The organism is Pseudoxanthomonas sacheonensis (assembly GCF_010093305.1).
GTDB lineage: Bacteria > Pseudomonadota > Gammaproteobacteria > Xanthomonadales > Xanthomonadaceae > Pseudoxanthomonas_A > Pseudoxanthomonas_A sacheonensis.
Genome location: NZ_PDWS01000010.1, coordinates 81,169 through 97,073, shown reverse-complemented (window position 1 = coordinate 97,073; position 15,905 = coordinate 81,169). Strand labels below are relative to the sequence as shown.

Annotated in this window: 14 protein-coding genes and 1 tRNA gene; 2 read left to right on the top strand and 13 right to left on the bottom strand. The window is 65.3% G+C overall.

What is annotated here, in order from left to right; all coding sequences use genetic code 11:
- Positions 1-49: 49 nt before the first annotated feature.
- The 11 genes from CSC73_RS10335 to CSC73_RS10285 all read right to left on the bottom strand — a co-directional run bounded on the left by CSC73_RS10335 (position 50) and on the right by CSC73_RS10285 (position 9,987).
- Positions 50-625 (bottom strand): YdeI/OmpD-associated family protein, encoded by a 576-nt coding sequence (locus CSC73_RS10335; RefSeq protein ID WP_163840352.1) that lies wholly within the window; start codon positions 623-625, stop codon positions 50-52.
- A gap of 4 nt (positions 626-629) precedes the next feature.
- Positions 630-2,231 carry a calcineurin-like phosphoesterase C-terminal domain-containing protein gene (locus CSC73_RS10330; RefSeq protein WP_163840351.1) on the bottom strand — a complete coding sequence of 534 codons (1,602 nt, stop codon included), beginning with the start codon at positions 2,229-2,231 and terminating at the stop codon, positions 630-632.
- A gap of 180 nt (positions 2,232-2,411) precedes the next feature.
- Positions 2,412-3,011, bottom strand: a complete 600-nt coding sequence (gene hisIE, locus CSC73_RS10325; RefSeq protein ID WP_163840350.1) for a bifunctional phosphoribosyl-AMP cyclohydrolase/phosphoribosyl-ATP diphosphatase HisIE — start codon at positions 3,009-3,011, stop codon at positions 2,412-2,414.
- Entirely contained in the window at positions 3,001-3,777 is a 777-nt protein-coding gene (gene hisF, locus CSC73_RS10320) for an imidazole glycerol phosphate synthase subunit HisF (protein ID WP_163840349.1), read from the bottom strand. The genes hisIE and hisF overlap by 11 nt, the downstream gene beginning before the upstream one ends.
- On the bottom strand, positions 3,771-4,508 hold the full coding sequence (gene hisA / locus CSC73_RS10315) for a 1-(5-phosphoribosyl)-5-[(5-phosphoribosylamino)methylideneamino]imidazole-4-carboxamide isomerase (protein ID WP_163840348.1): 738 nt from the start codon (positions 4,506-4,508) through the stop codon (positions 3,771-3,773). Before hisA ends, hisF begins: the two co-directional genes overlap by 7 nt.
- A complete protein-coding gene (gene hisH, locus CSC73_RS10310) occupies positions 4,505-5,104 on the bottom strand; it encodes an imidazole glycerol phosphate synthase subunit HisH (protein ID WP_425502303.1) in 600 nt (199 codons plus the stop codon). The genes hisA and hisH overlap by 4 nt, the downstream gene beginning before the upstream one ends.
- Entirely contained in the window at positions 5,104-6,177 is a 1,074-nt protein-coding gene (gene hisB / locus CSC73_RS10305; protein ID WP_163840347.1) for a bifunctional histidinol-phosphatase/imidazoleglycerol-phosphate dehydratase HisB, read from the bottom strand. Before hisB ends, hisH begins: the two co-directional genes overlap by 1 nt.
- A 154-nt stretch (positions 6,178-6,331) precedes the next feature.
- Positions 6,332-7,414 carry a histidinol-phosphate transaminase gene (gene hisC, locus CSC73_RS10300; RefSeq protein WP_163840346.1) on the bottom strand — a complete coding sequence of 361 codons (1,083 nt, stop codon included), beginning with the start codon at positions 7,412-7,414 and terminating at the stop codon, positions 6,332-6,334.
- The gene (gene hisD / locus CSC73_RS10295) at positions 7,411-8,709 is read right to left on the bottom strand and encodes a histidinol dehydrogenase (RefSeq protein ID WP_211840867.1); all 1,299 of its coding nucleotides are present in this window, start codon (positions 8,707-8,709) and stop codon (positions 7,411-7,413) included. Before hisD ends, hisC begins: the two co-directional genes overlap by 4 nt.
- A 26-nt stretch (positions 8,710-8,735) precedes the next feature.
- Entirely contained in the window at positions 8,736-9,650 is a 915-nt protein-coding gene (gene hisG, locus CSC73_RS10290; RefSeq protein ID WP_163840344.1) for an ATP phosphoribosyltransferase, read from the bottom strand.
- Between the two features lie 10 nt (positions 9,651-9,660).
- Positions 9,661-9,987, bottom strand: coding sequence for a YerC/YecD family TrpR-related protein (locus CSC73_RS10285; protein WP_163840343.1), 327 nt, complete (start codon positions 9,985-9,987; stop codon positions 9,661-9,663).
- A 286-nt stretch (positions 9,988-10,273) separates the two neighbouring features.
- On the opposite strand from CSC73_RS10285, the gene CSC73_RS10280 reads away from it, so the two are divergent.
- Complete coding sequence (locus CSC73_RS10280) at positions 10,274-12,037, top strand: sensor domain-containing diguanylate cyclase (protein WP_163840342.1); 1,764 nt, start codon at positions 10,274-10,276, stop codon at positions 12,035-12,037.
- A gap of 320 nt (positions 12,038-12,357) precedes the next feature.
- Here the strand turns inward: CSC73_RS10280 and CSC73_RS10275 are convergent, their stop codons facing one another.
- Together CSC73_RS10275 and hisS are read right to left on the bottom strand one after the other, a co-directional pair.
- Positions 12,358-14,244 carry an HAL/PAL/TAL family ammonia-lyase gene (locus CSC73_RS10275; protein ID WP_163840341.1) on the bottom strand — a complete coding sequence of 629 codons (1,887 nt, stop codon included), beginning with the start codon at positions 14,242-14,244 and terminating at the stop codon, positions 12,358-12,360.
- Complete coding sequence (gene hisS / locus CSC73_RS10270) at positions 14,244-15,650, bottom strand: histidine--tRNA ligase (protein WP_163840340.1); 1,407 nt, start codon at positions 15,648-15,650, stop codon at positions 14,244-14,246. The genes CSC73_RS10275 and hisS overlap by 1 nt, the downstream gene beginning before the upstream one ends.
- Before the next feature lie 140 nt (positions 15,651-15,790).
- Here hisS and CSC73_RS10265 point away from each other — a divergent pair.
- A tRNA-Pro gene (locus CSC73_RS10265) sits at positions 15,791-15,867 on the top strand.
- The last annotated feature ends 38 nt before the right edge of the window (positions 15,868-15,905 follow it).

Genomic DNA, 15,905 nt, shown 5'->3' with positions numbered 1-15,905 from the left:
CACGAACGGATTCCTGGAAGCCGTCTCAAGACCAATTTTTCTGCGCCAATCAGTGAATTTTCTCGCCCTTGGCGAGCATCTCGACGAATTTCTCCGCGCGCGCCAGCCGCGTCTCCGGCTTCTTGGCCGTGTGCACGCGCCAGCAGAACGAATAACGATTGGTCTTGTCGAGTTGATCGAAAAACGCCTGTGCTTGCTTGTTCTTCTTCAGGGCTGCGGCTAGCTCGACGGGCACTTCCATATTGGAAAAGCTGTGATAGGCGGCCTCCCAGCGGCCATCGGCCTTCGCCGCCTCGATCTCGCGCAGGCCGCCGGATCGCATGCGGCCCGCAGCGATCAGCCGTTCGGCATGCTCTATGTTGATCTTCGACCACAAGCTGCGCGGTCTGCGCGGGGTGAAGCGCTGCAGGAAAAACTTTTCGTCGTATCCGCGCTTCTGCCCATCGATCCAACCGTGGCACAAGGCCACCTCCAGGGCTTGGGCATAGTTCACCGAAGCGATGCCCGAATCCTTCTTGGCGATCCGCAGCCAGATGCCCTTGCCTCCCGCATTGGCGACCAGCCATTTTTCCCAGCTAGTCCGGTCCTCGAAATGTTGGATTGGCAGATCGTCGGGCATGGGCATGGCGCTACTCCGCAGCTTCCTGCAGTCGATAAGTGGTGGTGGCCGTCCGTTCGCCGCGCCCTTGATCCTGCACGCGTACTTCGACCCGATGTTCGCCCACGGCCAGGTCGGTAGGCAAGGCGCCGCGCCACAGGTGCCGCGACGGCACGGCTTCGGGAGAACGGTCATAGCCGCGCAATGCGTCGGCGCTGTCGTCGCGGATGCTTTCCGCCAATACGCCCGGATCGGGCTGGCGCACTTGCGACATCGGTTTCCATTGACCCGCATCGACCCGGTATTCCACCTTACTGTCGTCCTGGCCCATGAACACGTTGGCATAGATCGCGAACGCGGGATAAGCGCCCTTCCTCAGTACCTTGGGCGCGTACAGGGACAGGACGCGGCCGGGGTCGCGGGCAGGATGCCAGGCCAGCGAATAGGCGCCAGCCGCGCGCACCTGCAGGCTGGCGTAGCCGTTCGGGGTACCGTCGGCCATGGTGGCGTCCGGAATGCCTTGCGCATCCTTCACGCCCGACCAGAACGCCCCGCAGACCGCACCGACGTTGTATTCGTGCAGCGGCGCGCTGCCGTGCCAGCCGCTGTCGGCGCCGTGATACACGTGCTGCTGGGTGTGGCTGTGGCCGCTGAGCAGCAACACATGCGGGAAGTCCTTGAGCAATGCGAACAATCGCGCACGGTCGGCACGGCGGAAGGTTTCCGCATCAGGTTTGGCGTCGAAGAACGGAATGTGCACGCCCAGCACCAGCAGGCGGTCCTTCGGCACCGTGGGCAGATAGGCTTCGAGGAAGGCGAACTGGTCCTCGCGCAGACCGCCTATGTACGCAGGCTTCTGGCCCGGCAGGTACACCACGTCGTCCAGCCCGACGAATACCGCCTGCGCTTCCTCCCATGCGAAGGTGTCCGGTCCGAAGGTATTGCGGAAGGTCAGCAACGAATCCTCGTCGCGTACTGCATCGAAATCCAGGTCGTGATTGCCGGCGATATGCAGCCAGGGCACGCCCAGCTGCCGGGTGACCTCGTTCAAGGCGGGATACAGCGACAGGTCGTCGTTGACCACATCGCCCAGGGTCAGGCCCAGCGTCGCCGTGTGTTTGCCGGCCAGGGGTTCGACGATGTCGCGGCGGTAGTAGCCGATGTCGGCGACGCTCTTGGTCTGGGTGTCGGCGAACAGCAGGATTTCCAGCTCGCCCTTGTCGCGGCGGTTTTTTTGCCGAAGCAAGGGAAAACCCATGCAGCGCGGAATGCCGTGCGCCGAAATCGGAATGCCGCCGTATTTCAGTTTCGGCTGCGGCGAAGGCGGATCGTTGATCCAGAACGACGGCAGCCCATCGCTGCGCGCGGGAAAGTCGTAACCGGGCGGTTTGATCACGAACAACGTGCGCCCCTCGCCGGCCGGCAGGGGCAGATCGTATTGGCCATGCGCATCGGTAACCACTACGCGCCGCCCATCGGAAACCTTCACCCCAGACAGTCCTTTCTCACCGTCGTCCCGCTGGCCGTTGCCGTTGCCGTCCACCCACACCACGCCGCCCGTGCAGGCGCTGTCCTGGGCGCGTACGGGAAGGACGAAGGCGAACAGAAGCGGCAGCAAGCAGAGGTAATGCATGGCGGTGTCCAGCGGGGATGCCGATTGTAGGCCGGACCTGCGTATCGATCGCGTCCCGTAGGTCGGGGCTACGCCCCCGACGCCCCATGTCTCCAAGCGCCTGCGTCCCCCGATGCGCATCGCGTCTCCCCGTCGGCCACGTAGAGCCTGCCCCGTACGTGATACGGGGGCCGACCTACATTATTTGTGCCGTTCCTGTAACAAGGACGACACATCCTGCAACGACAGCCCTCTGGCCCGCAGCAACACCAGCAGATGGAATACCAGATCCGCGGATTCGCCGAGCAAAGCTGCGTCATCCTGGACAACCGCGGCCAGCGCGGTCTCCACACCCTCTTCGCCCACTTTCTGCGCGATCCGGCGTATGCCTTCCCCGAACAACGCAGTCGTGTAGCTTCCAGCAGGACGTTCGCGCTCGCGTTGCGCGACCAGAACATCCAGATCGGCAAGGAACGAAGCCGGAGCGTCGGCGAAACAACTGGCGCGCTGCAGGTGGCAGGTAGGCCCATGCGGACGCGCGAGGATCAGCAGAGTGTCGTTGTCGCAGTCGGCCTGGATGGATACCAGTTCCAGCACGTGTCCGGAGGTCTCGCCCTTCTTCCACAAGCGCTGCTTGCTGCGGCTGTAGAAAGTGACGTGACCGCTGGCGCGCGTGGCCGCCAGCGCCTCCGCATTCATGTAGCCCAGCATCAACACGCGCAGGTTGCTTGCGTCCTGCACGATCGCGGGCAGCAGGCCGTCGCCCTTGGCCCATTCCAGCGACTGCAATTCATCCGACATCGCGCACCTCTATGTTCTGCGAGCGCAAATAGCGCTTGAGTTCCGGAATTGCGATCTGGCCGCTATGGAAAACGCTGGCCGCCAGTGCGCCATCGGCATCGGCCTGCCGGAAAACCCGGGCGAAATGCTCCGGTTCTCCCGCCCCACCGGACGCCACCAGCGGCACCGCGCAGAGGGCTCGCGCCGCGCTGAGCTGCTCCACATCGTAGCCGCGCCGCACTCCATCGCTATCCATGCAGTTCAGCACTATCTCGCCGGCGCCCAGGCGTTGCGCCTCGACCACCCAGTCCAGGGTGCGTATCGGCAGCGATTGCGTCTTCGATGGATCGCCCGTGTTGCTGCGCACCCGCCATTGGCCGTCGGCTTCGCGGACCGAATCGATGCCGACCACGATGCATTGCACGCCGAACGCATCGGCGAGTTCCGAAATCAAAGCCGGCCGCTCGAGCGCCGGGCTGTTGATCGATATCTTGTCCGCACCCGCATGAAGCACGGCACGCGCGGTCTCCACATCGCGGATGCCGCCCGCGACGCAGAACGGGATATCCAGCAAGGCGGAAACGCGATTGACCCAGGTCCGGTCCACCGAACGGCCTTCCGGACTGGCGCCTATGTCGTAGAACACCAGTTCGTCCGCGCCTTCGTCGCGGTAGCGCAGCGCCAGTTCGGCGATGTCGCCCATGTCCACGTGATCGCGGAAACGCACGCCTTTGACCACGCGGCCGTCGCGCACGTCCAGGCAGGGGATGATCCGGCGGCTCAGCATGCCAGCGCCTCGGCCAGATCGAGCTTGCCTTCCAGCAAGGCGCGCCCCAGCACGATTCCTGCGCAACCCTGGCTCTTGGCCGCCGCAACGTCGGCGATTTCGCGAACGCCCCCCGAGGCTTGCACCTGCAGCGAAGGCGCGATTGCCTGAAGATGCGCGTAGAGCGCGGCGTTGGGCCCGGACAACATTCCGTCGCGGGCGATATCCGTGCTCAACAGGTGCTTGAGGCCGCCGTTGGCGAAGCGCACCGCAAGCTGATCCAGAGTGACGGCTGCGGTTTCGGTCCAACCGTGGACCGGCAGCCGCCACACGCCTTGTTCGTCCTGGCGTGCGGCGAGCGCCACGGTAATGCGCTCGACGCCGAATTCGGCGACCCATTCCAGCACCTGCTCCGGCTGCTGGACCGCCAGGGATCCCACTACCACGCGCGACGCGCCCGCTGCGAGTATGCGCAGCACGTCGTCGCGCGAACGCACCCCGCCTCCGGTTTGCACCTTCAAACCCGTGAAAGCGCAGATCTCGCGCAGAAGCGGCGAAAGCGTGTAGCCCCCGGCCTTGGCGGCATCCAGGTCGACCAGGTGCAGCCAGTGCGCACCTTGCGCGGCGTAACGGACCGCGGCGCGCAGCGGGTCGTGTCCGTAGGTGGTTTCCCGCGCGTAGTCGCCCTGCTGCAACCGCACCACGCGGCCTTCGCGCACATCGATGGCCGGGTAGACCGTGAATCCGTTCATGCCAGCCCCCGCTCAAGGAAATTCCGCAGCAGCCGCGCGCCGACCTTGGCCGACCGCTCCGGGTGGAACTGCGCGCCGGCGACGCGGCCGCGCTGCACCACTGCGGCGAAATCAAGGCCGTGATCGCTGGAAAGCACGCAATCCGCAGTCACCGGCGCCGCGTAGCTGTGCACGAAATAGGCGCGGTCGCCCGCTTCGATTCCCTCGCTCAATGCACTGGCGCGCAGGGGCCGCAGGGTGTTCCAGCCCATGTGCGGGACGCGGATCGCGCTGCTTGCTGGCAGTTTCGCGACTTTGCCGGGAATCAAGCCAAGGCATTCCACATCGCCTTCTTCCGAGCGTTCGTACAGCAATTGCATGCCCACGCAAACGCCCAGCAGCGGCCGTTCCAGCGTACGCAAGGTTTCCACCAGATCGAGTTCGCGCAGCCGGCCCATCACCATCGCTGCGGTGCTGACGCCGGGCAGGATCACGCGATCCGCCTCGCGGATAAGCTGGGCATCGCCGGTCAGGGTCGCTTCCACGCCAAGACGCTGCAGCGCGAACAGCACCGAACCGATATTCGCCCCACCGGCATCGATCAGCGCCACCCGCATCAGAGCGCGCCCTTGGTGCTGGGCAACTCGACGCCTTCGCGCCTGATCGACTGGCGCAGCGCGCGGGCGAAGGACTTGAAGCAGGCCTCGACCTTGTGGTGATCGTTTTCTCCGTGCACCTGCAGATTGAGGTTAAGGCCGGAGGCATCGCAGACGGAACGGAAGAAGTGCGGCACCAGTTCGGTGGGCAGATCGCCGACGCGCTCGCGCTTGAACTCGCCGGAGAACACGAAGTACGGCCGGCCGCTGAAATCCAGCGCGGCGCTGGCCAGCGTCTCGTCCATCGGCAGGGTGAAACCGTAGCGGCCGATGCCGCGCTTGTCGCCCAGGGCTTCCTTCAAAGCCTGGCCCAGCGCCAGGCCGGTGTCTTCCACCGTGTGGTGCTCGTCGATGTGCAGGTCGCCTTCGGTCTTCACTTTCAATGCGAAGCCGCCATGCTTGCCGATCTGTTCGAGCATGTGGTCGAAGAACGGCAGGCCCGTCGCGATGGCGGGTTCGGCGACGCGATCCAGGTCGACCTCCACACGGATCTTCGTTTCCTTGGTATCGCGCTGCACGACCGCGCGACGCGGCGCGTCCGCCAGCTCGTGGGCGATGCCGGCCCAATCCCATTCGCCGCCGAATTGCGGGGTCCGCAACTGGAAGCCGCGAATGCGCAGGTTTTCGGCGAATGCGATGTCGGTTTCCCGGTCGCCCACCATGGCCGAACGCGTCCAATCGATACTGCGGTCCTGCAGGTAGGGCAGCACCAGGCCGATGCCCGGCTTGCGCGTGGGTTTGTTCTCCTGCGGCCAGCTGCGGTCGATCAGCACCTCGCGGAACACGATGCCCTGGCTTTCGAAGATCTGCAGCATCAGATCGTTTGGGCCGTCGAATGACGCTTGCGGATACGCCTCGGTTCCCAGGCCATCCTGGTTGGTGACGATCACGAACTGGTAGCCGGCATCGCGCAGCTTCAGCAGCGCGGGCACCACGTCCTTCACGAAACGTATTTTTTCGTAGGTGTCGATCTGGAAGTCGGAAGGCTCCTCGATCAGGGTCCCGTCGCGGTCGATGAAGAGGATGGGAGTCACGGGGCTTCACCATTTTCGCAAAGAGCAAATCCCCCCTGCCCCCCTTTTTCAAAGGGGGGATACTGGCTACTCATTGCAAAGGAGCGAAATTGCCTCCCCCTTTGAAAAAGGGGGATTGAGGGGGATTTGCTTTTGCTTGCAAACGTAAATTCATTCATGCCGCAGCCTCGATCCTTCGCAATGCAGAAATCACCCTGTCGTTCTGTTCCGGCGATCCGACCGTGATGCGCAACGCGTCGCCCAATTGCGGGGCGGCGCGCTGATCGCGCACCACGACGCCGGCCGCCAGCAGCGAACGGAAAGCGGATTCGGCATCGCGGAAACGCGCCAGTACGTAGTTGCCTTGCGAAGGATAGACATGCCGCACTTCCGGCAAGCCGGCAAGTGCCGCTTGCAGACGGGCACGTTCCGAACGGATCAACGCAACGCGCTTTTCCGTTTCGGCGAGCGCTTCTGGCGACAGACCCGCCAGCGCCAGTTCGGCGCACGGCGTGGGAACCGGATACGGCGCCTGGCAGCGGCGCAGCACCTCGATCAGCGCGGCGTCGGCGATCACGACGCCGATACGCGCCGCCGCCAGCGCATGCGCCTTGGAGAGCGTTCGCAGCACCGCGATATTCGGCTGACGCGCTTGCAAAGTGGTTGCCGAGGGAAGGTCGGAGAACTCGCCGTAAGCCTCGTCCACGACCAACAGCGCCTTCCCCTCGATGCGCTCGGCCAGCCGTTCGATCTCCGCCAGGGGAATAGCGGAACCCGCCGGGTTAGAAGGCGAGCACAGGAACACCAGTTTTGCGTTGCTCTCCACCGCCATCGCCGCGACGGCGTCCAGGTCGGCCACGAAACCATCGGCTCCGTCACGCAAGGGAACCTCGATGACCGGCGCATCCTGCAGACGCGCGCAGACGGCGTACATGCCGAACACCGGCGGGGTGACGATCACCGCGTCGCGGCCCGGGTTGCACAGTGCGCGCACCAGCAGGTCGATGGCCTCGTCGCTGCCCCGCCCGATCAGCAACTGCGATTCCTCGCAGCCGTACAGGCCGGCCAGAGCGCTGCGTAACGCGGCCGGCTGCGGATCGGGATAGCGCCTGCTGGTGGCCTTCGCGTCGGCGGGATTGGCCCAGGCCGACTCGTTGGCGTTCAACCAGACACCGCCCTGCAGCGACTCGCTGCGTGCGGATTTGTAGCCCGTGAAATCGCGCAGGTCCTCGCGCACCAGATCCAGAAGCCCGCTCATGCCGCCGCCTCCTGCATCCGCAGCACTACGGCATTGGCATGCGCATCCAGGCCTTCGGCCCTGGCCAAGGTCACGGCGCAAGCGCCGATGCCGGCGATGCCCTCGCGGCTGGCCGACTGCACGCTGACGAAATTCTGGAAGCTGGAGACGCTGACCCCGCTATAGGCTGCGGCCGCGCCGCTGGTGGGCAGCACGTGGTTGGTGCCGCTGCAGTAGTCGCCCAACGCCTCCGGGGTGAAATCGCCCAGGAAAACCGAACCTGCGGCCTCCACCTTGTGCAGCCATTGGCGCGGTTCGCGCAGCGCGAGGATCAGGTGTTCCGGAGCGTATTCGTTGCTGATGGCGAAGGCCTGCTCCAGCGACTCCACCCGGATCAGCCGCGACGCCGCCAGCGCATCGCGCGCGATCGCCGCGCGCGGCAGCACGGCCAGCTGCGATTCCAATTCCAGTTCGACGGCCGACAGCAGCCGGGCATCGTCGGACAGCAGCAATACCTGCGAATCCGGGCCGTGTTCGGCCTGCGACAGCAGGTCCGCCGCCACGAAGGCGGGATTGGCGCCCGCATCGGCGATCACCAGCACCTCAGACGGCCCGGCCGGCATGTCGATGGCCACCGCGGCGCTGCGGGCGACCTGCTGCTTGGCTTCGGTCACGTAGCTGTTGCCGGGGCCGAAGATCTTGTCGCACTTGCCGATCGTTTCAGTGCCGAACGCCATCGCCGCGACCGCCTGCGCCCCGCCCAGCTTGAGCACGCGCGACACCCCGGTCAGCCGGGCGGCGACCAGCACGGCCGGGTCGGCGCTGCCATCGGTGCGTGGGGGCGTGCACAGCAGCACTTCGCCGCAACCGCCCAGTCGCGCGGGAATTCCGAGCATGAGCGCGGTGGAAGGCAGGGGCGCGCTTCCCGCGGGCACGTAAAGGCCTACCCGCCGTACCGGCCGCACGATGCGCTCGCAGACCACGCCAGGCGCGGTTTCGACCGCATACGGCTGGGCCATGCCTGCGCGGTGGAAGGCTTCGATGCGTTCGGCGGCCTCGCGCATCGCGGACTTCAGTTGCGCGGGCACGGCGGCTTCGGCGGCTGCGAACTCTTCTTCGCCCACCTCGAAACTTTCCAGCGCGACCTTGTCGAACCGCGCGGTTATTTCCCGCAGCGCCACATCGCCGCGTTCGCGCACCTCGGACAGCAATCCGGCGACCGCATCGCGCGTGGCCGCCGATACCTGCTGCACCGGCCGCAACAGCGCGGCACGGCGCGATTGCAGGTCCAGCGAAGACCACTCGAGCCAGTTCACGACCGACGCTTTGATGCCAGGCGCGCTCATGCCAGCGACCTCTCCACGGCGAGCACCATCAGACCCTGCGCGCCCGCGCGTTCAAGCTCCTCCAGCCGTTGCCATGTCACCAGCCCATGGCACATGGTCTGCAAGGACAGCGGACCGCCGGCGTCGGCCTGCAGATAGGTGGGCGGATCGGCATCGGGCAGCAGACGCAGCAGTGCGGGCACGGTGGCGCGTTCGGCGCGGAACATCAGCAATTTGCTGTCCTTGAGCTTGAGCACGCCTTCCATCCGGCGCAGCAGCATCGCGGCCAGATCGGCACGCTGGTCTTCCAGCTCGCGTGCCGGCCCGGCCAGCACCGCCTCGCTTTCCAGCAAAGTCTCGACCGGCTTGAGCTGGTTGGCCAACAGGGTGGCGCCGCTGGAAACCAGATCGCAGATCAGATCGGCCGTCCCCAGTTTGGGGGCGATCTCCACCGAACCGGACAGCTCGACCACGCTGGCGCGCACGCCCTGCTTCTCCAGCCAGTCGCCCAGGATCGCGGGATAACTGGTGGCGATGCGCATGCCCTCAAGCTGCGCGGGGCCTTGCCAGTCCCAGGTGTCGGGAATGGCGAGCATCAGGCGGCAGCCGCCGAAGCCCAGCGCATGCATTTCCCTGTAGGCGTCGGCCAGACCGAAGCGCGCACGGGCCGCGGCCTGCTCGTTCAGTTCGTTGCGCCCCACCACGCCGAAATCGCAGACTCCGTCGGCGATCAGGCCCGGAATGTCGTCGTCGCGCACCAGCAGCAGATCCACCGGCAGCGATTCGCCGTAGCAGAACAGCTTGTCGCGGCTTTCGCGCCAGCTCAGGCCGCAGGCCGACAGCAGCGCACGGGCCGGTTCGGCCAGACGTCCGCTCTTTTGAATGGCGATGCGCAGGCGGTCGCGCGTCGCGCTGGCGGCTATGGGGCTCATGCAAGGAGGCTCACTGGGAAACGGCGGAGGAACGGGACTGCTGGCGCCGCAATGCGGAGGCATAACCGCCGGTACCGCTTTCCAGCGTGCGGGCGACGCGTCCGATGGTGGTGACGCTGACTTCGGTCAGGTCGTGGATTTCGCGGTAAGGCACGCCTTTGAGCAGCAAAGGCACTACGCGCCAGCGGTCGGCCATGGCCTCGAGTTCGGCGGGAGTGCACAGATCCTGCAGGAAAGCCCTTACGTCTTCCGCCTTGGCCAGGCCGGCCAGGGCCCGGGACAGGGCCTGCAGCGAAGCGGAGGCGGCTTGTTCGTTGGCGGCGGGACGGCGTTTCATGGGTGCGGGTTCGTATTAATGTATTAATGTGCTGTTACATTAACCCATGGGCGGCCGGCCCGTCAATCCTGCCGCCGCCGCCCTTTCGTGTCCCCGGCAAAGGGCTTACTGCGTTGGAGTGATGAAACGGAAAATGAGAAGGAATCCACGAGTGGCGCGATCCGGCGGGAGTAGACTTCCGGAGCGGCTCTCATGGGGGGCCAGTCACGCGGAAACGCGCATGGGAGCGGGCAGGATGCGGTATTGGCGGAGCCGGTTGATTCGGGTCTTTTTGGTGCTCATGGCTATGACAGCCGCGGACGCGTTCGCGCGAACGGCGCTGGAAATCACCGCCGACTCCTCCCAGCTGTCGCTGGCGCCCTACACCGGCTTCTACCATGACGAAAAAGGCGACGACGACCTGGCCGCCGCCGACCGCCATGTCCGGGAAGGCGCGTTCAAGCCCCTGCCCGGCGGCGACGGCACCACCTTCGGTTTCCAGGACGGCGCGTACTGGTTCCATGCCGTGGTCGCCAACCGGGACAACCCCGAAGATAAATGGCTGCTGGTGCAGGAGTACGCGCTGAGCGATCGCATCGACGTCTACGCCGAATACAGCGATGGCCGCGTGACCCATAGCGCCGGCGGCGACCACCTGCCTTTCGACCAGCGCAACCTCCGCTACCGGCAACCGAACTTCTGGCTGAACCTGCCGCCGGGGCAAACGGTGAATCTGCTGGTGCGCGTGCAAAGCGAGAGCTCGATGCAGGTGCCGCTGACGCTGTACGCGCCCGACGCCTTCATCGAACAGTCGCGCGATGCGCAGTTCGCCATCGGCCTGTACTACGGCATCCTGCTGGCGTTGTTCACCTACAACCTGGTGCTGTGGCTGACCCTGCGCGACGCCAGCTATTTCTGGTACCTGTTCCACATCACCGCCTTCGGCCTGGTGCTGTTCACCTTGAACGGGCTGGGTTTCGAATACCTGTGGCCACGGTCGGCATGGCTGGCCGACCACATGGTGCCGCTGTCCATCTGCCTGGCGTTGATCGGCATGCAGCAATTCGCACGGACGTTCCTGGAACTGAAACAGCGCTGGCGGTTCGGCGACCGGGTGGCGTTGGGGATCATCGTGTTCTTCGTCCTGCTGGGCGTCGCCGCCACGCAGCTGCCCTACCGCACCGTGGTTCCCCTGGCCTCGGCAGCGGTATTCCCCAGCATCTGTTGGATCCTGGTGGAAACGGTGTTGGTGCTTCGCCGCGGCTACAAGCCGGCGAAGCTCTTCCTGCTGGCCTGGTTCCTGTTCCTGCTGGGTACCGGCATGTTCTCGGCCATCGCCTTCGATCTGCTGCCGAAGAACTTCGTCACCGAATACGGCGTGCAGATCGGCTCGGCGCTGGAGATGCTGCTGCTGTCGGTCGCCTTGGGCTACCGCTACGCCGCTTTGCGCAACGAGAACGAGCGCATCGTTCGCGAAGCGCGCGACCAGTTGGAACACAAGGTGGAAATGCGCACCTCGGAACTGCGCAGTGCGCTGGCCCAGCTGGAAGACGCGCACCACCGGCTGAGCGAATCCAGCCGCCACGACGGCCTTACCGAGCTCTACAACCGGACCCATTTCCGCGAAGCCTTCGAGCACCTGCTGTCCGAAGCCAGGAACAGCCGCCATCCCATCTCGCTGCTGATGATCGACCTCGACCATTTCAAGAAGATCAACGACACCTATGGGCACCTGGTAGGCGACGACTGTCTGCGCTCCACTTCCAACACCATGGCCGAAATACTGGCGCCCTACAATGCGCTGCTGGCCCGTTTCGGCGGCGAGGAATTCATCGCCGCCCTGCCCGGCATGGACCTGGCGCAAGCCAGCGTCGTCGCCGAGGAATTGCGCCAGAGCCTGCACCAGCGGCCTTGCGTGAGCGGCGATCTGATAGTGCCGGTTTCGGCCAGTATCGGCGTGCATTCGGTCGATATCGCCGCCAAGAACAGCATCGAATCGGCGTTGCAGGTGGCCGACCAGGCCTTGTATGCGGCCAAGGCCGAAGGGCGCGATTGCGTGCGCACGCTGTGAAATCCACTCCCTTCTCCCCTTGCGGGAGAAGAGCCTGCCCCGTACTCGATACGGGGTGCCAGGAGGGCGGATGAGGGGCGAACGGAGTGATGCGCCATCCGATATCGGGAGCGCGGCAACGAGCGGCGGCTCCCTGAATGTGGTTCGCAGAAAACAATCTGCAAGCTATGCGGCTCCGCTCACCCCTCTCCCGACGCGCAAGCGCGTCGACCTCTCCCACAAGGGGAGAGGTGGTAATTGTCCAGACATTTGCGTGCACTTCCAGTGCAGCTCCCGGCCTTTCAACCAAGCGCGCATTTGACTGCCGCCAGAATCCTCGGCTACGACAACGCGGTGCGCGTCGCATCCATCAACTTACCGGATTCCACCAGCCGCACAGCCGCCGCGACTTCTCCATCCATCGCACGATCGCGGTCCAGGAACGGAATTTCCGCGCGCAGGGCCGCATGCGCTGCGGCGACAGCATGGCCGGGATGGAATTCATCCGCCTCTGCGAGCTCCGCACGCAGACCCTCGACTTCGGCAAGGAACGCGGCACCCGTGTCGGCACTACCCTGCACCTTCCTGGCGAAACCGGCGGCTTCGCTACGGCGGGCAAGATCCCGCGCCGCATTGATCATATCCCGACGCAGGTCGAGGGCCTGTGCTGCGGTGTAGAGCTCCAGCGCCAGCACCTTGGTCAGGTCGCGGGTCATCGCCAGCACCTGGCGCGCCTCGTTGGCGCCCATCGAGACGTGGTCTTCCGCGTTGGCGCTGGTGGGAATGGAGAACACCGAAGCCGGATGCGCGCGGCTGGCCAGGTCGTTGACGATGGCCGCGGCGGTGTACTGCACGATCATGTGGCCCGACTCGGTGCCGTCCTCGTTGCCGATCAGGAAAGCCGGCAAGCCATCGTTGGTGGCCGGATCGACCAGTTTGTTGAGCCGGCGCTCGCTGATCGATGCCAGCACCGGGATCGAGGCTTTCACGTAACTCATCGCCAGCGCCAGCGGCATGCCATGGAAGTGACCGGCCGAGATGACCTGCTCTTCCACGTGCGCCGCATCGGCCTTGTCCGGGAACACCAGCGGATTGTCGGTGACCGAGTTCAGCTCGATTTCCAGCACGCGCTTGGCCTGCGCCACCGCATCGCGCACCGCGCCATGTACCTGCGGGATGCAGCGCAGCGAATAGCTGTCCTGCGGCTGGTGCTTCTTGCCGCCGCGGAAAGGGCGGAACCGCTGGTAGAACTTTTCGCGGCCGTGGCGCTGGTCGGTGGGCACCCAGTCCCAGCCGATGTCGAAACGCAGTTCGCGCGAGGCATCGGTGTCCCAACTGTGCGGCAGCCACTGCTTGAACTTGGGCACCAGGTGGTAAGGAATATCGGCAAGCGTGGAGCCGGACAACAGGTCGCGCAGGCGCGAGGCCACATGCACTTGGCCGGGATGCGGACGCAAGGCATGCACTTCCTCGGCAAAGGCGCCCAACCGGCCGGCGAAGGCGTCCAGCGTCATCGCCGCGGCAAGATCGGCCGTGTCCAGCAGCGCATCCAGCTTGTGCACGGCCAGCACGCCCATCGCCAGCATCTGCGCGGTGCCGTTGTTCAACGCCAGGCCTTCCTTGTAGGAAAGCTTCACCGGCGTCAGGCCCGCGCGTTGCAGCGCCAGCGCGCCGGGCATGCGTTCGCCTTCCAAGAAGGCTTCGCCGCCACCCAGCAATACCAGCGCCAGATGCGAAAGCGGCGCCAGGTCGCCCGAAGCGCCCACCGATCCCAGCTCCGGCACCACCGGCACGATGCCCGCGTTGAACATCGCCGCCAGCGCTTCCAGGGTCTGCACGCGGATGCCCGAATGCCCGCGCAGCAGCGTGTTGATGCGGATGCCCAGCATGGCGCGCACCACTTCCGGCGCCATCGGTTCGCCCACGCACACCGCGTGGGTGATGATCAGGTTGTGCTGCAATTCTTCGTGCAGCGAGCGGCCGGATTTGGCCGCGCCCGGCAATTCGTCGCGCAGCGGGTGCGCGCCCAGCAGCTTGTCGGCATTGCTGCCGAAGCCGGTGGAGACGCCGTAAATGGGCTCTTCGCGGCGCACCTGCTCGGCCAGGAAATCGGCGGCGCGCGCCACCGCTTCCAGCGCCTGCGGGTCCAGGCCGATGCTGGCGCCGTAGGCGATTTCGACCAACTGGTCGCGGGTCAGGGATTGCCCGTCGAGGCGGATGGGTTTCATCAGCGGCCCGCCAGTGCGCGGGTCTGCTCGAGCTCGACACGCAGAGTGGAAGCGAGCTGGTCGCGGGTTGTTTCGAACTGCTGCTCGCGCGCCAGGTCCTTCACCGTGACCACGCCGCGCGCCAGTTCGTCCTCGCCGGCAAGCACCACGAAACGGATGCCCGCCCGCGACGCGTACTGGAACTGCTTGGCCAGTTTCTTCGGTTCCATCTGCACTTCCGTATTGATGCCGCCCGCGCGCAGACGCCGCGCTATGTCCAGCGATTCGGTGAGTTGGTTCTCTTCCATCAAAGCCACCATCGCCTGCACCGAACTTTCATCGACGCCCGCCACCAGACCGGCTTCGCGCAGCTGCCAGAACAGGCGGGTCAGGCCGATGGAAATGCCCACGCCGGGCAGCTTCGATTTGCTGTAGTGGCTGGCCAGGTCTTCATAGCGCCCGCCCGAACAGATGGAACCGATCTGCGGGTAGCCGTCCAGCTGGGTTTCGTAGACGGTGCCGGTGTAGTAATCCAGGCCACGGGCGATGGAAAGGTTCAGGCAATAAGCGGATTCCGGCACGCCCAGCGCCTTCACCAGTTCCAGTACTTCGCGCAGTTCGGCCGCGCCCTGGCGCAAAGTGTCGTTGCTGTCTTCATGCCCCTCCAGGATGGCAAGCATCTCCAGCGCACCGGCGTGATTGCCGGATCTGAATCCGACGAAATCGAGGATCTTCCCGACCTGCGCGGCCGGGATTCCGAAATCGGGACCGGTGAGCGTCTCGCGCACGTAGTCGGCGCCGCGCTTGTCCAGTTTGTCCACCTCGCGCAGCACCAGCGCCTGCTGCGCGCCGTCGGTGACGCCCTGCGCTTCGAAGAAGCCGCGCATCAGCTTGCGGTTGTTCAACTGGATGGTGAAATCGCCGATGCCCAGTTCGGAAAACACCGCATGGATCACCGCCAGGATCTCGGCATCGAAACGGATGCTCAGCGCATCCTTGCCCACCACGTCGATGTCGCACTGGTAGAACTCGCGGAAACGGCCGCGCTGGGCGCGTTCGCCGCGGTACACGCGCTGGATCTGGTAGCGGCGGAACGGGAATGCCAGCTCGTGCTCGTGTTCGGCCACGTAGCGCGCAAGCGGCACGGTCAGGTCGAAACGCAGCGCCAGTTCGGGCAGTTCATGCCGGGAGACGCCCTCGGCGACCTTCTCCAGGGCGCCGGTCGACTGGGCGAAATACACCTGCCGCTCGGTCTCGCCGCCGGACTTGGTCAGCAGCACTTCGGACAGTTCGAACACAGGCGTTTCCACCGGCAGGAACCCGAAACGCTCGTAGTTGCGGCGGATCGTGTCCAGCATGCGCTGGAAGGCGATCTGGTCGCGGGGCAGCAACTCCATGACCCCGGGCGGCGTGCGCGGCTTGATCAAGCGTAAAACTCCTGGGTGGCGGCCGCGGGGCGGCAAATGACGGCAAGCCGCCATTTTAGCGGCTGAACGGCCGACGCAGGCGGTCGGACGCGCGCTACTTGCTCCAATGGGGGGCGACTGAATACAATATGCGGCTTCATCGGGGTGTAGCTCAGTCTGGTAGAGCGCTACGTTCGGGACGTAGAGGTCGCAGGTTCGAATCCTGTCTCCCCGACCAAGAAGACCAATAACCGGCCCCGCGCCGGTTTTTTGTTG